A 22,608-nucleotide genomic window follows, 5' to 3' on the forward strand; every position below is an offset into this window, starting at 1 on the left:
GGTCCGCGGGCCGGCACCTTCACCGAAAGGCGTTCCTGGAGCATAGGTCGATGAACCCCTTCGAATCGATCGACGACAACTCACCGCGAGCGCAGCGGTGCTCGCGTGCACGGCCGGAGGGGATCGCAGCGCGGCCCGCCGCGGCCGTTGCGGCCGCGCTCGTCTGGCTCGCCATGCCAACGCAGGCGCACGCGCAGGAGTTCTCGCTGTTTGGCGGCGGCTCGCGTGCGAGCGACATCAACACCTATACGTGGGCCTTCAACTATCAGGAAGGACTCGGCAAGTACTTCGCGGCGAGCTTCACCTGGCTCAACGAAGGGCACATTCCGAATCATCACCGCGATGGCCAGCTCGTCCAGCTGTGGGCCCGCATGCCTGTGGGCAGTCCGCAGTTCGTGCTGCAGGCCGGGATTGGGCCGTATCGCTACTTCGATACGACCACCGCGCAACAGGGCGGCAGCTACTCGGACGTGCATGGCTGGGGTGTCGTGTACAGCGTGCGCGCGTCCTGGTATGCAACCAACCGGTGGGTCACGCAGTTGCAACTGAACCGCGTGCACGTGCAGCGTGGCCCGGATTCCACGGGCGTGATGCTCGGCGTGGGTTATCAGCTCGACGCGCCCGACACGCCGGGGCCGCGCGACTGGGCGGCAGGCTCGACGAAGAAGACGACCAACAACGAAGTGGCCTTGTACCTCGGCAAGACCATCGTCAACTCCACCAGCTCGCCGGGCGCATTCGGCGGGTCGATCGAATATCGCCGCGGCCTCGCGAAATATCTCGACTGGACGGTCGGTTATATGCACGAAGGCAGCAGCAAGGTCGCCCGCCGCGACGGCATCACCAGCCAGCTTTGGCTCACGCGTGCGTTCCTCAACGACGCGGTGACGCTTGGCGTGGGTGCCGGCGCGTACTACGCGATCAACGAGAACGAGGACAGCGCCTCGCCGGGGCCAGGCGCCGGCAAATTCTCCGGGCTCGTCACGATCGCCGGCTCGTATCGCTTCAGCCAGAACTGGGATGCGCGGCTCGAATGGAATCGTGTCGTGACGAACTATAACCGCGACACCGACGTTATCCTGGCCGGTATTGGTTACCGGTGGTGAAGCGGTTTGCAGCGGCTTGTTGCTGTTTGCGTCGCACGGCCGGTCAAATGGCTCTATGCTGAGGCGATCGGGCTTTGCGTTGCCCCGGCGCGGTAAAGATTACACGGCCGGCAGCCCGTTGGACGGGCTCGATGACGGCCCCAATTTCGACCGCCGCTCCCGGCGCATCATTGGCAGGAAATATGCATCTTTTATACAACACGTTCGCTAGTGCACGTATGATTTTCATTCGACTCTGATAGCCTTTTTCCAGCCACAGTTCGGGCTGGTCAACGCCCTGACGTGTGCGAAACGTCGAATCGAAGACTGGAGGGCCTATCCATGTTGCGCTGGCTTTCAAACTTGATTGCTCATAATGCCCCGACGCCGGAGAAGCAGGCCGAACGCGGGCTAGGTGAATTACGCATGGCGCTGTTTCAGGCCGAGCAGAGGGTTTTGGACGCGCAATTGCAGGCTGAGTATTACCGCATGCGCATTGCGTTTTGCGAAGAGGTCTTGAAGGCGGGCATCGAGCAGGTATCGGATCAGCGCAAGGGGCAACGTGAATCGGTCACGCACGAGTTGCGCCCGAGTTTAAAGCTGACGACCGCGCAGTAGGCTGTGACCGAAGGTTGTGCCAACGCCAGGGGGCCGTCGTTGTTGACAGGCGGCTTCGGCATTTCGTCCTCGAGGCGGGCATCGATTCGCGCGAGCATCACGGGTTCCCCGTGATGCCTTTCGCGGCTTGTTGTGCCCATCCCGCACATTTGACCATAGTTGACCATCTTCCCGACTCGCACTTGATACCATCTCAAATCGGCGAGGCCCGTTATAGACGACTTCGATGCGAAGGGATGGAACGATGAAGCGGTTCACGATAACAATTTTGCTAATGATCGCCGCCGCACTGCTTGTGACGCTGATGGTTGTGCTCAAAACAGCCCCGCCGCATACCGTTGAGATGGTCGGGAGCGTGGCGGTGCCGAACGGCAGTCACGTTATGGAAATCCATTCAGGCATGTCGGCAATGAAAGCCTGAATTGCATATATTGCGACCGGTGTTGCGTTCGGGAGTGGATTCCAGAGGGAAGGCGGGACGTCGATCACGCATACGCTCAAGAGTCGTTCTATAACGACCAGATGAATAAGAATCCTAAATAAATGAGCGGCACGAGCCACCAGAAAGAGCAATGGCCAAACACTGTCGTCTGTGCCGGATCTGGCGCGCACGACCTGTCTGCATTCAGGCGATGCGGCCCGCCAGCCATTCAACCAGCATTGGCTCGGCAGCCTTGCGGCTGATCGGATGGAAGGCGAGGCATCGCGTCACCCGGGGCGAGTTGTTCCAGCACTTCGCGCAGCCAGGCTGCCACGTCATCTTGGTTGCCGGCCATGGCGGCGTCTAGCCGTCAATCGGCAAGGCCACTGAGGAATTTTCGTGCAGGAGCGAAGAATGTGACGCCGGCCACCGCCCTGGAGAAGTCCAGTATCCGGTCGTGCAATGGCGGCGGGTCGCCGATGAACATCCGTTCCAGCATTTTCTCGATCACCCAGAGGTGGCGCGAATAGCCGATGAAGTAGGTGCCATATTCGCCGCGCCCGGGAACAGCGAACGGCATGTTGTCGCGCAGGATGTCGTGCTCGCCTTCGGCGTCCTGGATCGTGCAGAGTGTCTTGTGTGACTTCTGGCCCTCTGCCGCGTCCGGCAACTCAACGTTGTCGAACTTGGTTCGACCGATGATCGCCTCCTGGGCCTCCACGCTCTGCGCACGCCAGGCCGCGAGATCGTGCAGGTATTTCTGGACCACGACATAGCTGCCGCCGGCGCAGGCGGGGTCCTCGTCACCGACGATCGTTGCGTTGGGCAGATCGAGGCCGTCGGGATTCGCGGTGCCGTCGACAAACTCGAGCAGGTCGCGCCCGCCGAAGTAGCGAAATCCGGCCACGTCGTCGACGACCGAGACGGCGTTGCCGAAGGCCTCCAGCAGAATCTTTTCGAACTCGACGATCAAGTCAGTCGAGGCTGCGCGAATGTGGTACAGCAAGTCGCCCGCTGTGGCCACCGCGACATGCGCGGCACCTCGCACTTCCCGAAACGGCGCCAGCTCGCGCGGCGCTGGCTTTCCGGTCAGTTGCGCCCAGGCGCGATGGGCGATTCCGACGTTACAGGTGAAGGCGGTGCCGTTGGCACGGATCCTGACGTCCTTGATGAGGTCGTCGGTGCTGGCCAACACGGAGCGGGCTGTGCCGATCGATGCGTCATCGTCCTTGACGACCAGGACCAGGAACGCAGCGACCGGCGACATCGGCGCGTCGATGGATTGTGGTTCGGTGTCGAGCGCGCGCTGGCAGCCGGACGTTGGCGAAGCGGTCGGACTCACGGATGCCTCCTGTCATGTGTCTGGTTGGCGCGCCATGACGGCGAGCCGACTCATTGCAAGATAGACAATTGCAATGCACATGCCAGCGCGGATCGTCCGATATTGACTATCGGTGTACGGCCGGTGTGATGTTCATTGCTTGAGATCGCGACCGTCTGCGCCAGAGATAGCCCGGACCCGTCGCGATGCCGCACGCATTCGCCGGCACTTCTGTTCTTCCAGCCATTGCAGCGATTCCTGCACGACCTCGGGCGGAACTTCTTTGAATGACGCGCTGCGAATCAGCGTTTCGCTTGCGGCGATGTCGTTGAACTGCCCCAATTTGTTCTGCACGGAGGTCAACGCCTCAATGGTGCGGCCGTGCCCGCTTTTGATAACGGGTTGAAAAAACTCGAGCAGGTATCGCAGCTTTTTGCCCGCCTTTCGCACGTCGTGAAGATCTTCCTCCTGGGTGGTCTCGCTACGCACTGCGCGTCTGCTGCGCTTTCGAAGTGTGCGCTGCGCCAGACGGATGCGCTTCTCGGCGAACGCCCGAATGGGGAGATCGTCGCAACGCGACTGCAGTGTGGTTTGGGCCTGAAGCAGGGCATCGTTCAGGAACGCCTCGACATCGTCGCCTTTGATCATCGTCTGGCTATGCAATACCGCCTGTGTGCGCTTCTCATGCGCCGCGGCCACGAGCAATTCAATCGATGCGCCGCACGCCTGGGCGGTTCTCAGGAGATCGCCTGCTATGTCCCAATCACGCGTTCCGCCTGCCACTGCCGCGAGACGCTTGAACTCATCGGTGGCTTGCGCGGTCGCTTGCTCCCCGAGATAGGGCGAGTATGCCCAGTACAAGGCGCGAAGCTTTCTGAAAGCGACTCGAAGCTGATGAAAACCCTCTACATCGCTCTCTGTGGATAGCGCTTTCGCTCGTTGCACTGCTTCGGCCACCACCGGTGTCGCCAGTGACGAGAAGGCACTGGCGATCGAGCTCGCTTTTGAAAGCGATGAGTCAGCCGGCCGCCGGTTGACTTTGAAGAGACTGTTTGGCCGCGGCAAGGGCCAGTCACCATCCATATCCATAGCAGCCTCGAGTGGGACGAAAATAGACTTCGCCCGAACCTTACCATAGCCAATTTCGAGCGCCGTTATTGTGACGTCTTGATGAAAACCATTATGGTGTCGCGAGAATACGGCCCTCGCATCACAATATCGCGGTTTTTGCGGTTCTGTATTAGGATACTGACCCAGGTCCAGCACCGACTGATACGCTGGCGCATCGAGCGAGCCTCGAAGAGGCCTGGGGCATAAGTGGGAGATCGGTTTGAAGAAACGCGCCACCGTGATCTGCCGCAGAGGTAAGCGAATCCTTCTGGTTGCACGCAGTCAATCAAAGTGGGCTTTGCCGGGCGGCATTCTCAAGCGTGGAGAACATCGCGCGGACGCCGCACTTCGCGAGCTCAAAGAAGAAACGCAACTATCCGGGAAGTCAGCCAAGCACCTCTTCGACTTCCGTGGCAAGCAGAAGCACCATCACGTGTTCACCTGCGAAATCCCGAATCGCGCAAAAGCTCGCCCGAGCAACGAAATATCACGATGTCGCTGGGTTCACCTGGACGATCTCCCTGACCTCATGACCAGCGGGCCGACGACCGATATCGTGAAGCTCATGAGTCAGCGGCGCAGGAAGTAGCCTGGATATCTAGCCAGATACCCGACGTCCTGCAAACCACCCGCCAGCGGCCAGCCTTCCGGTGCCCGCCCGATCGACGGTTCCCGACGCAGCAACGCAACACCGTGTGCTGGAACGGCATAAGAGCAAAAACCCCAGTCGGGGCCGCACGTCGAAATCCGGTTTCAGGGAGGCGTCTCGTCAGGTCAGGCTGTGGCGCAGTTGCTCGGGCGTCGCGCCGCGTGCGGCGTCAGCCCGTGTAGAAGGCGGAATCGACGACCGGGTACCCTGATGAGCCGCCGAGACGGGGGCGAGAATGCTTGAGGCCTGATACAGGCAAACCCAATCCGAGTGCTCCGGCTGCAGTGGATCGAGTTCGCGTAACCAGTTCGTGTTGCATAGCCTGCAACAGTAACGTTGCAGGAGCACTGGGCGACGCCCGAGCGGTCGCAGCCGATGCTGCCCGCCGCTTATCCGCAGCCCGTCGTGGGGTTGGGCCGTGTCGCCAAGTTGCATTCTTTCGCAGGCTTCGCAGGACATGGGTGTCTCAGTGGCGCTGGAAGAGTGACCAACTATAGCACCGCGTTCGGCGACGGGCAGCGATTCAATAGTCGAAGAAAAAGCCTGCTCGATGGAGCGTTGATTGGCGCGGCGCTGAAAGTGCCGTGTAGCGTTTGATTAACGCGGGTGCTATTAGCACACTCATGGCGTCAGGGCCAAACAGGAATCAGGTCACACGCTGAGTGAACGGCGAGTTCCTCACCTTCAGTCTGCGCGGGAAGTGAAATATCGACAACGAGAAACACTTTGCACGCGTCGCCGACGCAGCCGCAACTGCGCGAAAACGAACGGCACAGTTTTCAAATGTCAGTTGAAAGGCACATTGCTGGCGTTTTTACCGCGCCGTATCGCCAGTGATCCGCGTAGCCTTGGTCGTTTGGCGCCCCGGGGTATCGGAGCATACCCACTGTCTTGCAAGTGTCGTCATGCTGGTGCGTATCCACAATCCGGCTTCAGGAAGCAGCGAGCAATGGCTAGCGTTCGAATTCAATCCAGGTTCAGCCTTTTCCTGTCCATCGGGATTGTCGCATTGGGCTATTACGCCGGAGCGAGGATGGGTCTTGCCTATGCGGTGGTGGGCGGCGCAATCTCTCTGGTTTGGCCTTCCAGCGGCATCGCGCTTGTCGCGGTGCTCACTCTGGGCCCTGCAGTTGCTCCGGGTATTGCCATTGGCTCGTTCCTTGCCAACGTTTCGGGGGGCGTGCCGGTAGCCGCGGCCGTGGTGATTGGCACCGGGTCGATGGTTGCATCCTTGAGCGCAGCCATATTGCTGGACCGCGTGACCCGATTCCAGATCACCCTCGAGCGCATCAGTGACGTGCTGGCCTTCATCGGCCTCGGTGCGGTGATGAGCACGGCAGTCAGTGCACTGGTTGGCACGACCGCGCTGCTAGGCGGAGGTCTGGTGCCGGGCGCCGGGTACGTCGCGGCGTTTCTGAAGTGGTGGCTCGGCGACATGATGGGGGTCCTGGTCGTGGCGCCGCCCATCTTGAGCTTTCTGGCGTATTCGAACCCTGTGCGCTCCGCGGCTCAGATCGTGGAGGCGTGCGGACTGACCATCGCGACCTTCTGGGCCAGCTACCTCATCTTCGGCGCGCCAGAACTTGCCGGGCACGGCTACTATCCTGCCGCGCTCGCAATTTTCCCGTTCATCATCTGGGCGGCTCTGCGCTTCGGTCATCTGGGCACCAGCATCGGGACCCTGGTGGTTTCAGGCCTGGCCATCTGGGGCACGACCCACGGCACGGGCCCCTTCGCGGCAGAGTCTCCAGTGGATAGCCTCGTGAGATGGTGCACCTTCGCGAACGTGGTCTCCATCACCGGACTGTTGCTGGTGGCGGCACGAGCGCAGGAGCGGCGGGTCTATCGCCTCCTGCAGGCGGCCCACATCGAACTGGAACAACGTGTCCAGGAGCGAACCACAGAACTGGAGACGGCAAATAACGAACTCAAGGAGGAAATGGCGCGACGCCGTCTGCTGGAAGGAGAACTGATCCAGATCGGCGATCAGCACCAGAGACTCATTGGCCGGGAACTGCATGACGGACTCGGGCAACACCTGACCAGCCTGGGGCTGTACTGTTCCGCCTTGAATCAGAAATTGCAGACGCAAGGTCACCCAGCTGCGGCCGACGCCGCTACCGTCGTCCAGTTGGTGAAGCAGGCGTCCTCGATGACCCGCAGGATTGCCCATGGCCTGGAACCGGTCGCGATGGAATATGGCGGTCTTGCGGCCGCGCTGCATGGGTTGGCGGAGACGGCGCGCACGCTCAATGGCGTGGATTGCATGCTGAGGGTCGCGCCCGAAGTGGACTCGCTGGATTCGCTGATGCAGATTAACCTCTACCGTGCAGCACAGGAAGCGGTCAGCAACGCGCTGAAATATTGCCAGGGTCACCGCATCTGGATCGACCTGGCGCGGGCGGGCGGCTTGCTGACGCTTTCGATCAGTGACGACGGAATAGGGATCGCCCTGGAAGAAATGGAGCGCGCCTCGGGACTGGGACTGCACAACCTGCGTCACAGGGCAAGCCTTCTTGGCGGCTCCTGCACCGTGACCCGCAATGATTTGGGCGGCACCACGGTCGCCATCAGCTATCCGCTACCGGAGGGCCCCGGCCATGCACGGGAAGTCCAATAGCCGAGGCCCTGCGACTCAAATCCTGATCGTGGATGACCACCCCATCATCCGGGAGGGGATGACGCTCTTGCTGAATTTGCAGGAAGATCTGCACGTCTGTGGTGCAGCCGGCAGCGCCGAAGAAGCCCTTGTGGCGATGGTGCGCCAGCCCGACATGGCGATTGTGGACATCAGTCTGCAATCGGACTCCGGCCTCGAGCTTGTCAGGACCCTGCGCCACCGCTACCCGGACTTGGCGATCCTCGTCCTGAGCATGCACGACGAGAGCCTGTTTGCCGAACGCGCACTGCGCTCCGGGGCAAACGGGTATCTGATGAAACTCGAGGCCACGGAGCACGTCTTGAGCGCGATCCGGGAGATTCTGGCGGGCAATATTTACCTCAGCGCCACCATGCATGAGAAGCTGGCGCGAGCCCTTGCGGTGCCCCATACAAAGCCGGAGGGCCGAATCGCAGGTCTTTCGGAACGGGAATTCGAGGTCTTGCACTTGATAGGACTCGGCTTCAGCACCCGCGAAATTGCACAGAAGCTGAATCGGAGCGTGAAGACCATCGAAGCGCACCAGGCCAATATCAAAGAAAAGCTCAATATCCGCAGCGGCAAGGAGCTGATGCGATTCGCGATCCAGTGGATGGAGAGCCAGTAGGGCGTAGCCCGCCTGCTGAAGAATAGGGCAATCCCCGAGGGGCTTTTAGGATGGCGGCCTGATGCATTGGCATTCGCTCAGCGAATACAGTCCTAACTGCCGGCGTCCCGCGTCGGCAATCTCAATGCACCACGCTGGTTCCGGCAATTGCCGCATCGGCTTGTCGAACCAGAATGCCTCAACACCGGGCGCCTCGCCGCCGGTGTGTCTGCCGAAATCGTGCGACGGGTGCAACAGATGGGGACCGGTCGCGACTCGATGAAGGAGCGACCATGCGCGCATTTGACGTCATGACTACGCCCGTCGTTACCGCCACGCCGGATATGACGATATACGACGCTGCAAGGCTATTCGTCGACAACCGCATCAGTGGCATGCCCGTCGTTGACACGGACGGAAATGTCGTCGGCATCGTCAGCCAGGGGGATCTGCTGCATCGTGTGGAGAATGGCACCGGCCACGGGAAGCGTCCGTGGTGGCTTGAACTCCTGTTGTCGTCGCCGCGCGAGCAGGCCGCGAGGTACGTGAGAGAGCACGGGCATTTCGTCGACGACGTGATGTGCGACCAGGTGATTTCGATTGCGGAGAACATGCCGCTCGATCAGATTGCGGAACTCATGGAACGCCGGCACCTCAAGCACGTGCCAGTGCTCAAAGACGGCAAGCTGGTTGGAATCGTGAGCCGCTCGAACCTGATGCGCGCGCTGGCGAGCGCCGCGCCGCCCGTTGACTCGGCCTTGCACGACGACGCGAGCTTGCGCGACGCGATAGTCCTGGAAATGCACGGGAAGCGCTGGGGGCTGCCGAAACGGGGCGTGCTCGTCAAGGACGGTATCGCGCATCTGTGGGGCGTGATCGAGTCCGAAGAGGAAAAGCGGGCGATCCGGATTGCAGTCGAGGGGGTGCCCGGCGTCAAGCGCGCGGAGTACCACCTCGAGTTTCCAGGCGTGATTCCGACGCTGTAGTGTGCCCGCGGCGAACAGCTGCGGGCCGTGGCAAGTCGCGCGACGAGGTCCAACCGGAGACAGTCATGAGAACATGGTGCACATGGATGGCAAGTCTGGTTTGCTGTCTCTTTGCGGCCGCAGCTTACTCCGGGGACATTACCGGGGCCGGCAGCACACTCGCCGCGCCCCTCTACAGCAAGTGGGCAACCGATTATCAAAGGTCGGGCGGGGGCAGGGTGATCTATCGCGGCACGGGCTCCTCCGATGGACTCAAGGAGGTCGTCGCCCGCGAGGTCGACTTTGCCGGATCGGACGCACCGCTCAGCGACGACCAACTGGCCAAGAACGGCTTGCGGCAATTCCCTACGGTGATCGGCGGCGTAGTGCCGGTCGTGGACCTGCCAGGCATCAAGGCGGGTGAGCTCGTGCTGAACGGGCCGGTACTCGCGCAAATCTTTCTCGGCAAGATCATCTACTGGGACGACCCCGCGATCGCGCGACTAAACCCGAAGCTCAGGATGCCCAACACCCCCATCGCCGTCGTGCGTCGCCAGGACGGCTCGGGCACGACGCTCATCTGGACGCACTATCTCGCACAAGTGAGCCCCGAATGGAAGCGCAGGGTCGGGGAGGGGACCAGCGTGCGCTGGCCGCTCGGCATCGGCGGCAATGGAAACGAGGGCGTTGCCACCTACGTCGGGTACCTGCCTGGCGCCATTGGCTATGTCGCATGGGACTTCACGAAACAGAACCACTTGACCTATACAGCCATGATCAACGCCGCGGGCGACGTCGTTCAGCCCAGCGTTGTCACATTCAAGGCAGCGGCGGACAGCGCCGACTGGTCCGGCTCGCTCGATCAGTTGCTGACCAACCAGCCGGGCAAGGGTGCATGGCCGGTGATGGGGGCGACCTACGTGTTGCTTCATGAAGCGCCGGACAAGACGGGTCGTGAAGAAGCCACGATGCAGTTCTTCAATTGGGCGTTCGATCACGATGGGGACACGGTCAATGCGCTGGACTACATCCCGCTACCGGAGCTGGTCTTGACGAAAATCCGCTCGCAATGGCCCGTAAACATGGGCGAAAGCATGGCGGGCAAGCGGCTCGCGCGCCAATGACCCGCTAGTGGAGGCTATCGGAAGGCTATCGGAATTCGGAAATGGCTCCGGTAGTCTCATAGCCCGTAATGCGCACCAGGGCCGCCCAAAATGGGCAACCCTGCAACGAGGTGCATCCGTGCCTGACTGCGTCGCCGTATCGATTCAGCACTGCGCGCGACAGCGGATCGTCTACTTCGCCTGGTCGAGCGCCGGCTCCGAAAACCGCTCGATCCAGACAGCCAGACGGTCGGCGGCAAAACTGGCAGCGCGCGTGCCGGCGCGGCAGACGATGGTGTCGCTTTCACGCGCAAACTGCAGGGCGCCGCCGGCTTCTTCCAGCCACAGCAGGCAGGCCAGCCAGGCAGCGTGCTCGGCCGAGACGGCTTGACCCACCGGCCGGGTAAGGAACTCGCTGAGCAGTGTCGGCGAAGTCCAGATCAGCGCATCGTCACCGCCGCGCACGGTGGCGCCGAGGACGTCACTGAACACCTGCATCGCTTCGGCAGCGCTGCGCCCCGCGTTCTGGGCACGCAGCTCCACGAGGCGCGTGCCGACCGCGTGGCCGAAGCTGCCGCTGCATTCGCTCTCGGCACCGACCACGTCGGCGTAGTCCATGCGCTGCCAGTCCGGCTCCGCATTGCGCGTACCGGCCAGTTCGGTGCCGGCAAGGTAGGTTTCCACCGGCTGGAAGCGGCCCGGGCCGATCAGGCTGGCGCACAGCGTGTGCACCATGCCGATGCGGGTGGCCACGGTCTGTGTCTGCAGCACGCCCAGCTTCTCGCGCAAGAGCTGGTCGCGTTCCTTGCGCAGCCCCGACAGCTCCAGCGCCTGCTTCATCTCCATGCGCAGCGCGGTGATGTCCCACGGCTTCTTGATGTAGCGGTGTATCTGGCCTTGATTGACGGCCTCGACGGTCTGGTCCAGCTCGGAATAGGCCGTCGTCAGGATCCGGACGATATGGGGATAGCGCTCGCGCGCATAGCGCAGAAGTTCGTTGCCGTATTCGCCCGGCATGCGCTGGTCGGACACCAGCACGGCCAGGCTGCCGGCGTGGGCGTCCAGCAATGCCTTGCCGTCCTCCACGGAGGCGCCCGTCACCACCGGCGCGATCGCGCCGATGGCACGCTCGAAGTATTTGACCGCGGTGGCTTCGTCATCAACGAACAGAATCGCCGGGGGCGGTGTCTGGTTGGCAATCGTATTGCTCATTGGTAACTCCTGTGCATTCGATCCTTGAAATTTGGGAATTCCAGCGTCACGGTCGTGCCGGCGCGGGACGCGGATGCGATCCTGATAGTTCCGCCAAAGGACTGCATCACGCGATTGCAGAAAATCATGCCAACGCCGCTTACGGCAGCGTTCGTGGTCACTGGGGCAGCCTGCAGGCGCTGCATCACTTCGAGCGCGGTATCGAGGCCGTTGCCGCCGATGCCAGCACCTCGCGGACCGTGCCGACGCTAAGCGGCTTCTCCAGGATCCGGAACACCTCGCCGGAATTGACCGCATCCTGCAGCGCGTCCTTGTCCGCGTAGGCGGTCACGAGGATCCGCACGATATGCGGATACTCCTGCGACACCTGCCGCAACAGGTCGCCGCCGTGCCGGCCCGGCATGCGGAAGTCAGTCACCAGGATCGCCACCCGCGCACCTTCGCGGCGCAGGATCGACATGGCCTCGTCCGCGTCGCTGGCGAGCAGCACCTCGTAGTCGCTGCCCGCCGAGCGCGCAAAGTACTTGCGCGCCAGCTCCTCATCATCGGCATAGATGACAGTGCACCGTGCTTGCTGGGTCTCGCTCATTTCGATATCACTCGGCGCGCGGCAGGTCGAAGTTGAATGCGGTCCACTCGCCCAACTGGCTTTCTGCAAACAGTGTGCCGCCGTGCCGCTCCACCACCGCATAGCTGATGGACAGGCCAAGGCCGAGGCCCTGGCCGACTTCGCGGGTGGTGAAGAATGGTTCGAACACCCGCGCCAGATTCTCCTCGGCGATCCCCGGGCCGTTGTCGCGCACGTTCACGTGCAACCGGCCATCCTGCCATTGCGCCGTGACATGGATCCGCGGCGATGCGGTGCCGGCCTTTTGCATGGCCAGTGCGGCATTCGAGAACAGATTGATGAGCACGCCGATGATGGCGGCTTCGTCGCCCAGCACAAGGGTGTCGCCGGCCAGCTCGCGCGTGATGCTCACGCCGCGCAACTCATGCGCGCTCAGCCGGACCGACGAGTCAAGCGCTTTCTCGAACAGGAACGGCACGTCGTCCGCTGCGACATCGGGCTTGCGGTAGGCAAAGGTTTTCAGGTCCGAGACGATATGCTGGATGCGCTGCATGCCCTGCTTGGCATCCGTGAGGCACTCCTGCAGGGTCGGGCTGTCCTTGGCCTGCGGCTCCTCCATGGCTATTTCGATCGCCATCAGGCAGAAGTTCACCGGGTTGTTGACCTCGTGGAGCAGCCCTGCGGACAACGTACCGATGGCCGCCATCTTCTCCTGCTGCAGCAACTGGCCCTTGATCTGCGAGAGGTTTTCATTGGTGCGGGCGAGCTGATCGTTTTTGTGCGCCACTTCGTCCTTTAGCCGGAAAAGCTGGAAACGGCCCTTCTCGTTGAAGTAGGTGTAAATGGAGCTGGCCAGCGCGCAGAAGAAGATCAGGATGAGCTGGAACTGGAACTTGCTTGGGTTCTGTATGCCGCCCGGATGTGCCGCGCAGGCGATGTAGTAGAGCGAGACCGTGGCCAGGCCGAATGTCAGCGTTTGCAGGTAGCCGGAGGGGAACAGGATCCCCACCGCAAAGATCGTCAGCATCAGCCCGGAATAGAACAGCGACTCCTCTGCCTGGGTGGCATAAATCATCCAGGAGATCATGGCCTGCGGCAGCAGCAGCCAGAAAAAGGTGATGACCTGCACGTGGCGCTTGCCCGCTTCCGTGTAAAGCGAGAGCAATGCCAGGCCGATGGCCGCGCAGGTCAGCCCCCGAACGATGGCAAAGTACTTCTGCTCAGCCGGATACACGACATAGTCCATCGCCATGCCCATCAGCACCAGCACGATCACGGTCAGGCCGCCAGCCTTGCTGCACAGTAACCGGTAGTCGCGCAGTTCTTCACGATAGTTCGATTGCAGCCCAACCAGGGATGTCGTCATCTCAGGCTACTTGTTGCTGGCCGATCACCACTTCGGCAAACACATTCACGCCGGTCGGGTCCGTATACAGGCGCGGCTCGCCGCAGTTCTCCGGCATGATTTCGGCCATCTGCGCCTCGTTGCGATAGATCAGGTACCACTCCAGCACGTGCTCCATGCTGAAGCGCTCCGGGTTGTCGGCGTGGACATTGGTGACCAGCAGGCGGCCGCCGCGTCGGGTGCGGCTGGCGAAATGCTGGTTCAGCCGGGCACAGACCTTGTCGGACAGATAGTCGAACAGGCCGGCGCAATAGACCGCGTCGAACTCGCGGACACCCGGTGCGTCCGGATCCATCCGGCGCTTGAGCAGGTGGTGAACCGAATCGTGCGTGTAGCTGATGGTCATGCGCCTGGCCGTTTCCTGTGCGATGGAACCGAGGCGCTCGCGCGTCCAGTCCAGCGTCTCCTGGCTGAAGTCGAGCAGTTCGAACGACAGCCACTGTGGCTCGTCGTATTCATGCATGAAGCGCTGGATCTCCTGAGCCGGGCCGCAGCCCACGTTCAGCACCCGGAACGGCCGCTGCGCGGCGCGCGCTTCATTGGCGAGGCGCGTGAGGTAGTCCATCAGCAGGTCGATGCGATTGCGGTGCGCGCGTGCCACGGCCGTTTGCAGGAAAGCCGCGTTGACGATCTGGAAATACGTGCTCGGGCCCTGGCGGGGATCGTCGAGCATCTGGTTGACCATCTGGTAGTCGCCGGCGTAGCCCAGCGGCTTCGTGAAGGTGCGAAAGACGAAGGGCGAGCGCAGCAGCAGCGGATGAAGCGCGGCCTGGGCGAAGGCACGGTGCGCAGGCGCCAGTTCTTCGTCGACGAGGCGCGCCTCGCCTTCGAATTCGTCGAAGTAGAACTTGGTCCTTTCCATCAGCGGCGATGCCAGTTCGAGGAAGAAGTCCTCGCGCAGGCTTTTGCCATCCTTCGGCAGGGTGTCGGCGAGATCCGCCTGCTCGACCCAGCGCGACATGTCGGTGAGAAAAGCCCGGATCTGGTTGACCGCGATCTGGTAGTCACGGCGGATCTGGAAACGCTCGGTCCAGTCCTGCGCGAACCGGCGGGCTTCATCCCCCACCGTGCGCGCTTCCAGCGCGTCGCCGCTCAGCTCGCGCCACTCGTCGATCAGCGTCACCGAGACAATGGCAGTCAGGCCGGTATTGACCATGCTGATGACGACCGCCTTGCCCGAATAGGCGTGGTCCACGCCCATCTTGACCGACAGCTCGCTCAGCACCTCACTGACCTGGACAATCGAGTACGGGTTATAGACCTCCATCACCAGGGACTTTCGCTGGAGATTGATGATGGTGCCCCGCACCTGCTCGCCCTGCGAGTTGCGAAAGCTCACAACCGGATCGATTTGCGTTTTGGAATACACAATATTGCGGCCAGGTAAGTACTCACGCGAAGGTTTGAAATCTGGTCAGCGCGTATGCCAATGGCATTACGGTTCTGACGAGGCTCGCTAGCCTGGTGGGCCTGAAGGCCGGTTTCGGAGCCATGCGGACCTCTTCGATTGCAGCATTCTACTGATAAAAAAAGGCCTTTGTCTCACGGGGATTTCATCAGCGAAACTGCCTGAAGGTGGTCGATGAAAGGGCGCCGAAATACTACAAGGGCTTGCCCGTCGAGCGCAAGCTCAATCATCCATTGGCAACGGTGCAGCGCACGCACCTCGAATTGGGCGGCAGGGCGCTCGTGTCGGGCTCGCCGATGCGCACATTCGACTGGCGAGCCAGCCTTGTGGATCCCCCGCGAGCAATCTTGAAATTTGGAGCAAGCGGTTGAACGCGGTCGCGTTCCGACTTGTTTCGTCCATGCGCATGACAGGAGGCACGGCGAGTCAGGTCAAGCGTCTCGCTCAGCTCCAGGATCGTCGACATCAAGGTCATCGTCCGGCGGTACGCGGCCAGGTCGTCTTCATGCGCCGCCTTCGTGTTGCTTTGAAGTAATTTGGTGAACTTATCGACGCTCGACGGGTAGACCATGCCGGCGGCACGAACCGTATGCAGAAGCAGGACGGATACGTGCGGGGCCTATAATGTCGTGTGTTTGATCAATGCCGATGTCGCTGCCTGCTCGATGCCATCCGGAGCTTTCCAGTCGTGAACAATACCGACCTCGTCGCCGTCCAGCCCGTTGAATCGCTCGTCGTTCCGTCCGCGCTCGATGGCCGCGACGGCAGCAACCGTGGCGTTGCCGGAAGCAGCCAGCTCGCAGCGGACAACGACCTGGACGCCTTGCGCGCCTGGCTCTCGAACTACGCCGATACCAGGACGACATTCGACAACTACCGCAAGGAAGCTGAACGGCTGCTGCTGTGGGCCGTCGTGCAGTTGGGCAAGCCGTTATCCTCGCTCACGCACGAGGATCTGCTGTTGTACAAGGCGTTTCTCGTCAACCCGCAGCCGGCAGACCGCTGGGTGTCGGCCACCGGCGGCAAATACCCGCGCAGCGACGCGCGCTGGCGCCCGTTCAACGGTCCGCTTTCGCCGGCCAGCCAGCGCCAGGCGCTCATCATTCTCAACGCGATGTTCACGTGGCTCGTCAACGCCGGCTACCTGCGCGGCAATCCCATGGCGCTCCTGCGGCAGCGCGCGAAGCGCTCGGCGCCGCGTGTGACCCGCTATCTGTCGATCTCACTATGGGACGAGGTCAAGACCTGGGTCGAGCAACTCCCTCAGGAAAGCGAGGCCGAGCGCAAATATCACGCACGCTGCCGCTGGCTCACGACGCTGTTCTATCTCCAGGGCATGCGCATTTCGGAAGTCGCGGGCGCTCGCATGGGCGACTTCTTCCGGCGCCTCGGCGCCGACGGCCAGGACCAATGGTGGCTGGAAACAGTGGGTAAGGGCGACAAGGCTCGCATCGTTCCCGCGTCACCCGAATTGATTGCCGAGTTGCGGCGGTATCGAACCGCGAACGGCCTGGCCGCCATTCCCGCGCGCGCCGAGGAATTGCCACTCATTCTGCCGTTCAAGGGCACAGCGCGTTGCCTGTCGCGTTCCGCCGTTCACGATGCCATCAAGGGCATTTTTGCGGGCGCCGCCACATGGCTGCGCGGCAAGGGCGCGGATTTCGCCGATCGCGCCGATGAACTCGACCGCGCGTCGGCACACTGGCTGCGGCACACCGCTGGCTCGCATCAGGCGGATGGCGGCGTGGACCTGCGCACCATTCGCGACAATCTCGGCCACGTATCGCTGAACACAACCAGTCTCTATCTGCACACGGAAGACGACGAACGTCATCGTGAGACAGCCAATCGCCATCGAATGGGCTGGAAACATGCCAGCGAAAACGGCGAGTGACAGCCTCGCAAATGACGTGCGTATCGATGCCCGTTGAAAGCGATAGAGGCTCAGAACTCGTCTAGCTTCCACGGGTTGGATGGCGGGATGGTCGGTATTTTCACGGCTGGAAGGCTCCGGATACCGTTGCGCAAACAGTGACATCGACGGCCACGCCATACACGACATTATAGTACTAATGTCGTGTGTGAGGCGTGATAAGTTGCGAATATTACGTAATACGTCAAATTACCAACTGCATGATGTGCCTTTAGCCGCGCGTGGCTGCGCATGCAGCTATCTCGCCGCAAAAATCGCTCGGCCAGCGCTCAATTGACGATTGACACGTGAGGTTGCCCGGCGCCGCGACGCCGAAGCGCACGGCGCCGCCCGGCTCAGTGCCCGAAGTAGATCGACTGTCCAGCGGGACCGCTCGAGCCTTGTGCGCCCGAATCCGAGCTGCCAGCCATCGACACACCGCCTACGGCGCCTGCAGCGGATTGCGCATCCTGTTGCGCGACGATGGCCTCGGCGTGCTGGATGTCGTCCGGATAGTTGATATCTTTTGCCGCCGGACGATAGCCGGCCTGCTCGAGGCGCACGAGATCGGCGCGGACCTCGGCGCGCGTGACCGGACCATTGGTGCTGGCCGTGTCGGCCGCCGCATTCGCCTGGGCAAACGCGCAAACCGGGGCAGCCAGCGCGCAGGAAATGAGCAATGCGGAAATGAGTGCTTTCATGATGTTCACCTTTGCATGAGTGGCCGCTGCATCCGGAAGTGAGGCAGTTCCGGCCTGCCTTCGACAAAGCCGGTGATCCGGTCTCCGCGAAGGTTGCATGCATTCTGGTTGCCCGGCGCTTGCCCGAAGCTGACCCGCGCATTACGACTTTGTTATCTGCGCAGATATCAAATCCGTAATGTGCGGGTCAGCGCGAGGTAAGCGCCCGATTCCCATACTTGCCCCCAATTGCCCCAGTCATTGCCCCAGTCATTTCGCCGCCCAGCGGCGCTCCGCGGCCCAAAGCCTGCGGGCGCGGGTGTTTCAGCCTCTGCTTCAGCCTGCATTTCAGGCTCAAACCGGACACCGTCATGTGGATCGTCAAACTGGCCCTCAGGCGCCCCTATACGTTCGTCGTGCTCGCCGTGCTGCTCTTCATCCTCGGGCCGCTCGCGATCATGCGCACGCCCACGGATATTTTTCCGAACATCGACATCCCGGTCGTCAGCATCGTGTGGACGTACAACGGCTTTTCGGCCGAGGACATGGCGCATCGCATCACCTCGAACTACGAGCGCGCCCTCACCTCGGACGTCGACGACATCGAGCACATCGAGTCGCAGTCGCTCAACGGCGTGTCGGTCGTGAAGGTGTTCTTTCATCCGGGCGCCGACATCAACCGAGCGATTGCCGAAGCGGCCTCGAACTCCGCGTCGATCCTGCGCGTCCTGCCGCCCGGCACGCTGCCGCCGAACATCATCACCTACAGCGCCTCGACGGTGCCGGTGCTGCAACTCGGCCTCTCCAGCGACACGCTGCCCGAGCAGTCGCTCTACGACCTCGGCAACAGTTTCATCCGCACGCAGCTTGCCACCGTTCAGGGCGCGGCCGTGCCGCTGCCCTATGGCGGCAAGGTCCGCCAGATCATGGTGCAGCTCGATCCCAACGCGCTGCAGGCCAAGGGTCTCGCGCCCATCGACGTCGTGAACGCCGTGAATGCGCAGAACCTGATCCTGCCCGGCGGCACGGCCAAGATCGGCACGCGCGAATACAACGTGGAGATGAACGGCAGCACGCAGACGGTGGCGGCGCTCAACGATCTGCCCGTCAAGACCGTGAACGGCAGCGTCGTCTATGTGCGCGACGTCGCGCATGTAATCGACGGCTATGCGCCGCAGACCAACATCGTGCGCGCGGACGGCAAGCGCGCCGCACTGCTCACGGTGCAAAAGACCGGCAGCGCCTCCACGCTCACGATCATTCAGCAGGTCAAAGCGATGCTGCCGAAGATCGCCGCGGGCCTGCCGAGTGCGCTCAAGATCACGCCGCTCTCGGACCAGTCGCTGTTCGTGAAGTCCGCCATTTCTGGCGTGGTGCGCGAGGCGCTCATTGCCGCGTGCCTCACGGCCGCGATGATCCTGCTCTTTCTCGGCAGCTGGCGGGCCACGCTCATCATCGCGGTGACGATTCCGCTGTCCGTGCTCACTTCGCTGATCGCGCTTTCGGCGCTCGGCCAGACCATCAACATCATGACGCTGGGCGGGCTCGCGCTCGCGGTGGGCATCCTCGTGGACGACGCCACCGTTGCGATCGAGAACATCACGCATCACCTCGAACGCGGCGCGCCATTGCACGACGCGATCCTCAACGGCTCGGGCGAGATTGCCGTGCCGACCTTCGTCTCGACGCTCTCCATCTGCATCGTGTTCGTGCCGATGTTTCTGCTCACCGGCGTCGCGCACTATCTGTTCGTGCCGATGGCCGAAGCCGTGGTGTTCGCGATGTGCGCCTCGTACTTCTTCTCGCGCACGCTCATCCCCACGCTGGCGATGTATCTGCTGCGCTCACGTGCGCACAACGCAGCGCCCGCGCGTGGGCTCGCCGGCAAGCTGAGCCGCTTCCAGTTGGGCTTCGAAAAGCGCTTCGAAGCCGTGCGCAACCGCTACCGCGCCGTGCTGCAAGGTGCGATTGCCCGGCGCCGCCGCTTTGTCGCCATATGGCTCGCCATCTGCCTGGGCTCGCTCGTGCTCGTGCCGTTCACGGGACGCGACTTCTTCCCCGCCGTCGATTCGGGCGAGATCCGCCTGCATCTGCGCGCGCCCACCGGCACGCGCATCGAGCAAACCGCGCGCATCACCGACGAAGTGGAAGCGAAGATCCGCACCGTGATTCCGGCTGCCGAGCAGGCTTCGGTGCTCGACAACATCGGCCTGCCGGTGAGCGGCATCAATCTCACCTATGACTCTTCGGACCCGATCGGCCCCGAGGACGCGGACATCCTCATCACGCTCGCGCCGAAACACGCGCCCACCGCGCAATACGTCGCGAAGCTGCGCAACGTGCTCGATACGGCGTTCCCGGGCGTGACCTTTGCGTTCCTGCCCGCCGACATCGTGAGCCAGATCCTCAACTTCGGCCTGCCCGCGCCCATCGACGTGCAGATCGTCGGCAACAAGCTCGCGCAGAACCGCGTGGTGGCGAACCGGCTGCTCGATCAAATGCGCGGCGTGCGCGGGCTCGTGGACGCGCGCATCCAGCAGCCCGGCGACGAGCCCACCCTCAACGTGAACGTCGACCGCACCAAGGCCATGCAGGCCGGCCTCACGCAGCGCGATGTGGCGCAGAACCTGCTGATCGCGCTCTCGGGCAGCTCGCAGACCACGCCGAACTTCTGGCTCGACCCGAAGAACGGCGTGAGCTATCCGCTCATGGCGATGGTGCCGCAGTACGACATTGATTCGCTGCAGACGCTCGCCAATATTCCCATCACGACGCAAGCGGTCACCGCCAATCCGCAGAATCAGTTGGGCACGCTCGGCACGGTCTCGCGCAGCGAACAGGAGGCCGTCGTCTCGCACTACAACGTGCAGCCCGTGCTCGACATCTTCGCCTCCACGCAGGGGCGCGATCTCGGTGGCGTGGCCGCCGACGTAACGAAGCTCGTCGATGCCGCGCGCGCCCAGTTGCCGCCGGGCTCGTCGATCGTGATGCGCGGCCAGGTGCAGTCGATGAACGCCTCGTTCAGCGGGCTTGCGCTCGGCCTCGTGTTCGCGATCGCGCTCGCCTATCTGCTGATGGTTGTGAATTTCCAGTCGTGGCTCGATCCGCTCATCATCATCAGCGGCCTGCCCTCGTCGATTGCCGGCATCGCGTGGATGTTGTTCGTCACGCAAACGACGCTCTCCGTGCCCGCGCTCACGGGCACGATCCTGTGCATCGGGATTGCCACCGCCAACAGCATCCTCGTGATCAACGCCGCGCGCGAATCGCTAGCCGCCGGCATGGCGCCGCTCGCCGCTGCGCTCGACGCTGGCTTCAACCGCTTTCGCCCCGTGGTCATGACGGCGCTGGCCATGCTGATCGGCATGCTGCCGATGGCGCTGGGCCTCGGCGACGGCGGCGAGCAGAACGCACCGCTCGGGCGCGCCGTGATTGGCGGCCTCGCGATCGGCACGCTTTCGACGCTGGTATTCGTGCCGGTCGTGTTCGGCATGGTGCACGGCTGGCTCGCGAAGCGCCGCGCGGCGCGCGCCGGCGATGCGGGCGCCGATGCCGATTCCAGTGCCACGGCCGTGACTCACGTTGAATAAATAAGGAATCCAGATGACCACGCAAACCCCACTCGAGGATCGCGACGCTGCCCCAGAGCCCGAGGCGCAGGCCAGCTCCGCACTGCCCCCCTCGCCTTCACCATCCGCCGTGCCTTCGACGCGCACGCGCAAACGCCACGCGCTCGTGCTCGGCCTCGGCGCGCTCGTGCTCGCCCTGCTCGCGGCCGGCATCGTGCCGAAGCTCGACGCGCGCAAGGCGCAGGCCGCGCAGGTGGCCGTGCAGCGCGAACTGAGCGTTGCCACGGTCGCGCCCAAGCCCGCGCCAGCGACCCAGGATCTGCTGTTGCCGGGCGCGGTCATGCCGTGGGCCGACGCTTCGATCTACGCGCGCACGAGCGGCTATGTGCAGCACTGGTATGCCGACATTGGCGCACACGTGAAGGCGGGCCAGACGCTCGCGCAGATCGACACGCCCGAGCTCGACGCGCAATTGCAGCAGGCGCGCGCCGACGAGGCCACGGCGCAGGCGAACTACCGCTTTGCGAGCAGCACCGCGCAGCGCTGGCAGACGATGCTGCAGACGCAGTCGGTGGCCCAGCAGGACGCCGACGCGAAGACGAGCGACGCGGCCGCAAAGCTCGCCACACTGCAAGCCACGCAGGCCAATGTCGCGCGGCTCCAGGAGATGGTCGCTTACCAGAACGTGACGGCGCCGTTCGACGGCGTCATTACCGTGCGCAACGTTCAAGTGGGCGCGCTCGTGACCGCGGGCGGCACGCCCGGTCTCGCCACGATGCCCGGCGAGCTGTTCCATATCGAGCAGACGGACCGGCTGCGCGTCTACGTGGACGTGCCGCAGGACGACGCGAGCCGCGTCACGCCCGGCACCGCCGTCTGGCTCACGACGCAGCAGTATCCGGGGCGGCGTTTCCCGGCGACGGTGGCGCGCAGCGCCAACGCGATCGATCCGGTGAGCCGCACGCTGCATGTGGAAGTCGACGTCGACAACGCCGACGGCGCGCTGATGCCCGGCGCCTACGCGCAGGTCCATCTTGCGCTCACGACGACCACGCCGGCGCTCGAAGTGCCGGTGAGCGCGCTGCTGTTCCGCCCCGACGGCGTGACCGTCGCCGTGGTGGACGCTCACGACAAGGTGCAGTTGCGCCAGGTGAGCATCGGCCGCGACTTCGGCACTTACGTTGAGATTGCCACGGGTCTCGCGCCCACCGACCGCGTCATCAACAATCCTGGCGACGCCATCGCGAACGGCCAGAGCGTGCGCGTGGCAGCGGGCTCTACCGATGCCGCCGGCACGCCCGCCGTGGCTGCGGCCGCGCCAGGCGGCAAGGCATAGG

The 22,608-nt window shown here is 63.0% G+C and carries 20 protein-coding genes; 11 read left to right on the forward strand and 9 right to left on the reverse strand.

Features of this window, described 5'->3' with window-relative positions; translation table 11 throughout:
- The first annotated feature begins 50 nt into the window (after nucleotides 1-50).
- The 3 genes from EYW47_RS19055 to EYW47_RS40935 all read left to right on the forward strand — a co-directional run bounded on the left by EYW47_RS19055 (nucleotide 51) and on the right by EYW47_RS40935 (nucleotide 2,124).
- Nucleotides 51-1,106, forward strand: a complete 1,056-nt coding sequence (locus EYW47_RS19055; RefSeq protein WP_377785346.1) for a hypothetical protein — start codon at nucleotides 51-53, stop codon at nucleotides 1,104-1,106.
- Nucleotides 1,107-1,427: 321 nt separating this feature from the next.
- Nucleotides 1,428-1,703, forward strand: coding sequence for a hypothetical protein (locus EYW47_RS19060; protein ID WP_133196393.1), 276 nt, complete (start codon nucleotides 1,428-1,430; stop codon nucleotides 1,701-1,703).
- Nucleotides 1,704-1,947: 244 nt separating this feature from the next.
- Nucleotides 1,948-2,124 (forward strand): hypothetical protein, encoded by a 177-nt coding sequence (locus tag EYW47_RS40935; RefSeq protein ID WP_165976615.1) that lies wholly within the window; start codon nucleotides 1,948-1,950, stop codon nucleotides 2,122-2,124.
- Nucleotides 2,125-2,494: 370 nt separating this feature from the next.
- Here EYW47_RS40935 and EYW47_RS19065 read toward each other — a convergent pair whose 3' ends face one another.
- Together EYW47_RS19065 and EYW47_RS19070 are read right to left on the reverse strand one after the other, a co-directional pair.
- Nucleotides 2,495-3,466: a Dyp-type peroxidase gene (locus tag EYW47_RS19065; protein WP_133196394.1), complete on the reverse strand. Its 972-nt coding sequence runs from the start codon at nucleotides 3,464-3,466 to the stop codon at nucleotides 2,495-2,497.
- 132 nt (nucleotides 3,467-3,598) lie between these two features.
- Nucleotides 3,599-4,534, reverse strand: coding sequence for a CHAD domain-containing protein (locus tag EYW47_RS19070; protein WP_133196395.1), 936 nt, complete (start codon nucleotides 4,532-4,534; stop codon nucleotides 3,599-3,601).
- A 241-nt stretch (nucleotides 4,535-4,775) separates the two neighbouring features.
- Here EYW47_RS19070 and EYW47_RS19075 point away from each other — a divergent pair, with 241 nt between their 5' ends.
- The 5 genes from EYW47_RS19075 to pstS all read left to right on the forward strand — a co-directional run bounded on the left by EYW47_RS19075 (nucleotide 4,776) and on the right by pstS (nucleotide 10,538).
- The gene (locus tag EYW47_RS19075) at nucleotides 4,776-5,144 is read left to right on the forward strand and encodes an NUDIX hydrolase (RefSeq protein WP_133196396.1); all 369 of its coding nucleotides are present in this window, start codon (nucleotides 4,776-4,778) and stop codon (nucleotides 5,142-5,144) included.
- 1,009 nt (nucleotides 5,145-6,153) lie between these two features.
- Nucleotides 6,154-7,824: an MASE1 domain-containing protein gene (locus EYW47_RS19080; protein WP_133196397.1), complete on the forward strand. Its 1,671-nt coding sequence runs from the start codon at nucleotides 6,154-6,156 to the stop codon at nucleotides 7,822-7,824.
- Nucleotides 7,805-8,470 (forward strand): response regulator transcription factor, encoded by a 666-nt coding sequence (locus EYW47_RS19085; RefSeq protein ID WP_133196398.1) that lies wholly within the window; start codon nucleotides 7,805-7,807, stop codon nucleotides 8,468-8,470. The genes EYW47_RS19080 and EYW47_RS19085 overlap by 20 nt, the downstream gene beginning before the upstream one ends.
- A 272-nt stretch (nucleotides 8,471-8,742) precedes the next feature.
- On the forward strand, nucleotides 8,743-9,435 hold the full coding sequence (locus EYW47_RS19090; protein WP_133196399.1) for a CBS domain-containing protein: 693 nt from the start codon (nucleotides 8,743-8,745) through the stop codon (nucleotides 9,433-9,435).
- A 65-nt stretch (nucleotides 9,436-9,500) separates the two neighbouring features.
- On the forward strand, nucleotides 9,501-10,538 hold the full coding sequence (pstS, locus tag EYW47_RS19095; protein WP_133196400.1) for a phosphate ABC transporter substrate-binding protein PstS: 1,038 nt from the start codon (nucleotides 9,501-9,503) through the stop codon (nucleotides 10,536-10,538).
- A 171-nt stretch (nucleotides 10,539-10,709) separates the two neighbouring features.
- On the opposite strand, the gene EYW47_RS19100 is transcribed toward pstS, so the two are convergent.
- From EYW47_RS19100 to EYW47_RS19120, 6 genes are all read right to left on the reverse strand, one after another.
- Nucleotides 10,710-11,729, reverse strand: coding sequence for a response regulator (locus EYW47_RS19100; RefSeq protein ID WP_133196401.1), 1,020 nt, complete (start codon nucleotides 11,727-11,729; stop codon nucleotides 10,710-10,712).
- Nucleotides 11,726-11,914 (reverse strand): ATP-binding protein, encoded by a 189-nt coding sequence (locus EYW47_RS42570; RefSeq protein WP_338117831.1) that lies wholly within the window; start codon nucleotides 11,912-11,914, stop codon nucleotides 11,726-11,728. The genes EYW47_RS19100 and EYW47_RS42570 overlap by 4 nt, the downstream gene beginning before the upstream one ends.
- The gene (locus tag EYW47_RS19105) at nucleotides 11,914-12,318 is read right to left on the reverse strand and encodes a response regulator (protein WP_240763799.1); all 405 of its coding nucleotides are present in this window, start codon (nucleotides 12,316-12,318) and stop codon (nucleotides 11,914-11,916) included. The genes EYW47_RS42570 and EYW47_RS19105 overlap by 1 nt, the downstream gene beginning before the upstream one ends.
- Nucleotides 12,319-12,325: 7 nt before the next feature.
- The gene (locus tag EYW47_RS19110; protein WP_133196402.1) at nucleotides 12,326-13,663 is read right to left on the reverse strand and encodes a sensor histidine kinase; all 1,338 of its coding nucleotides are present in this window, start codon (nucleotides 13,661-13,663) and stop codon (nucleotides 12,326-12,328) included.
- 1 nt (nucleotide 13,664) lies between these two features.
- Nucleotides 13,665-15,071, reverse strand: a complete 1,407-nt coding sequence (locus EYW47_RS19115) for a class I SAM-dependent methyltransferase (protein WP_133196403.1) — start codon at nucleotides 15,069-15,071, stop codon at nucleotides 13,665-13,667.
- Between the two features lie 265 nt (nucleotides 15,072-15,336).
- On the reverse strand, nucleotides 15,337-15,681 hold the full coding sequence (locus EYW47_RS19120; RefSeq protein WP_133196404.1) for a hypothetical protein: 345 nt from the start codon (nucleotides 15,679-15,681) through the stop codon (nucleotides 15,337-15,339).
- A 117-nt stretch (nucleotides 15,682-15,798) separates the two neighbouring features.
- Between EYW47_RS19120 and EYW47_RS19125 the strand changes: the two genes are divergently transcribed.
- Nucleotides 15,799-17,004: a tyrosine-type recombinase/integrase gene (locus EYW47_RS19125; protein ID WP_133196405.1), complete on the forward strand. Its 1,206-nt coding sequence runs from the start codon at nucleotides 15,799-15,801 to the stop codon at nucleotides 17,002-17,004.
- Nucleotides 17,005-17,378: 374 nt separating this feature from the next.
- Here the strand turns inward: EYW47_RS19125 and EYW47_RS19130 are convergent, their stop codons facing one another.
- Entirely contained in the window at nucleotides 17,379-17,723 is a 345-nt protein-coding gene (locus EYW47_RS19130; RefSeq protein WP_133196406.1) for a DUF4148 domain-containing protein, read from the reverse strand.
- A gap of 350 nt (nucleotides 17,724-18,073) precedes the next feature.
- Here EYW47_RS19130 and EYW47_RS19135 point away from each other — a divergent pair, with 350 nt between their 5' ends.
- Together EYW47_RS19135 and EYW47_RS19140 are read left to right on the forward strand one after the other, a co-directional pair.
- Nucleotides 18,074-21,292: an efflux RND transporter permease subunit gene (locus EYW47_RS19135; RefSeq protein WP_133196407.1), complete on the forward strand. Its 3,219-nt coding sequence runs from the start codon at nucleotides 18,074-18,076 to the stop codon at nucleotides 21,290-21,292.
- Between the two features lie 13 nt (nucleotides 21,293-21,305).
- Complete coding sequence (locus tag EYW47_RS19140) at nucleotides 21,306-22,607, forward strand: efflux RND transporter periplasmic adaptor subunit (RefSeq protein WP_133196408.1); 1,302 nt, start codon at nucleotides 21,306-21,308, stop codon at nucleotides 22,605-22,607.
- Nucleotide 22,608: the final 1 nt, after the last annotated feature.

The organism is Paraburkholderia silviterrae (assembly GCF_004353915.1).
GTDB lineage: Bacteria > Pseudomonadota > Gammaproteobacteria > Burkholderiales > Burkholderiaceae > Paraburkholderia > Paraburkholderia silviterrae.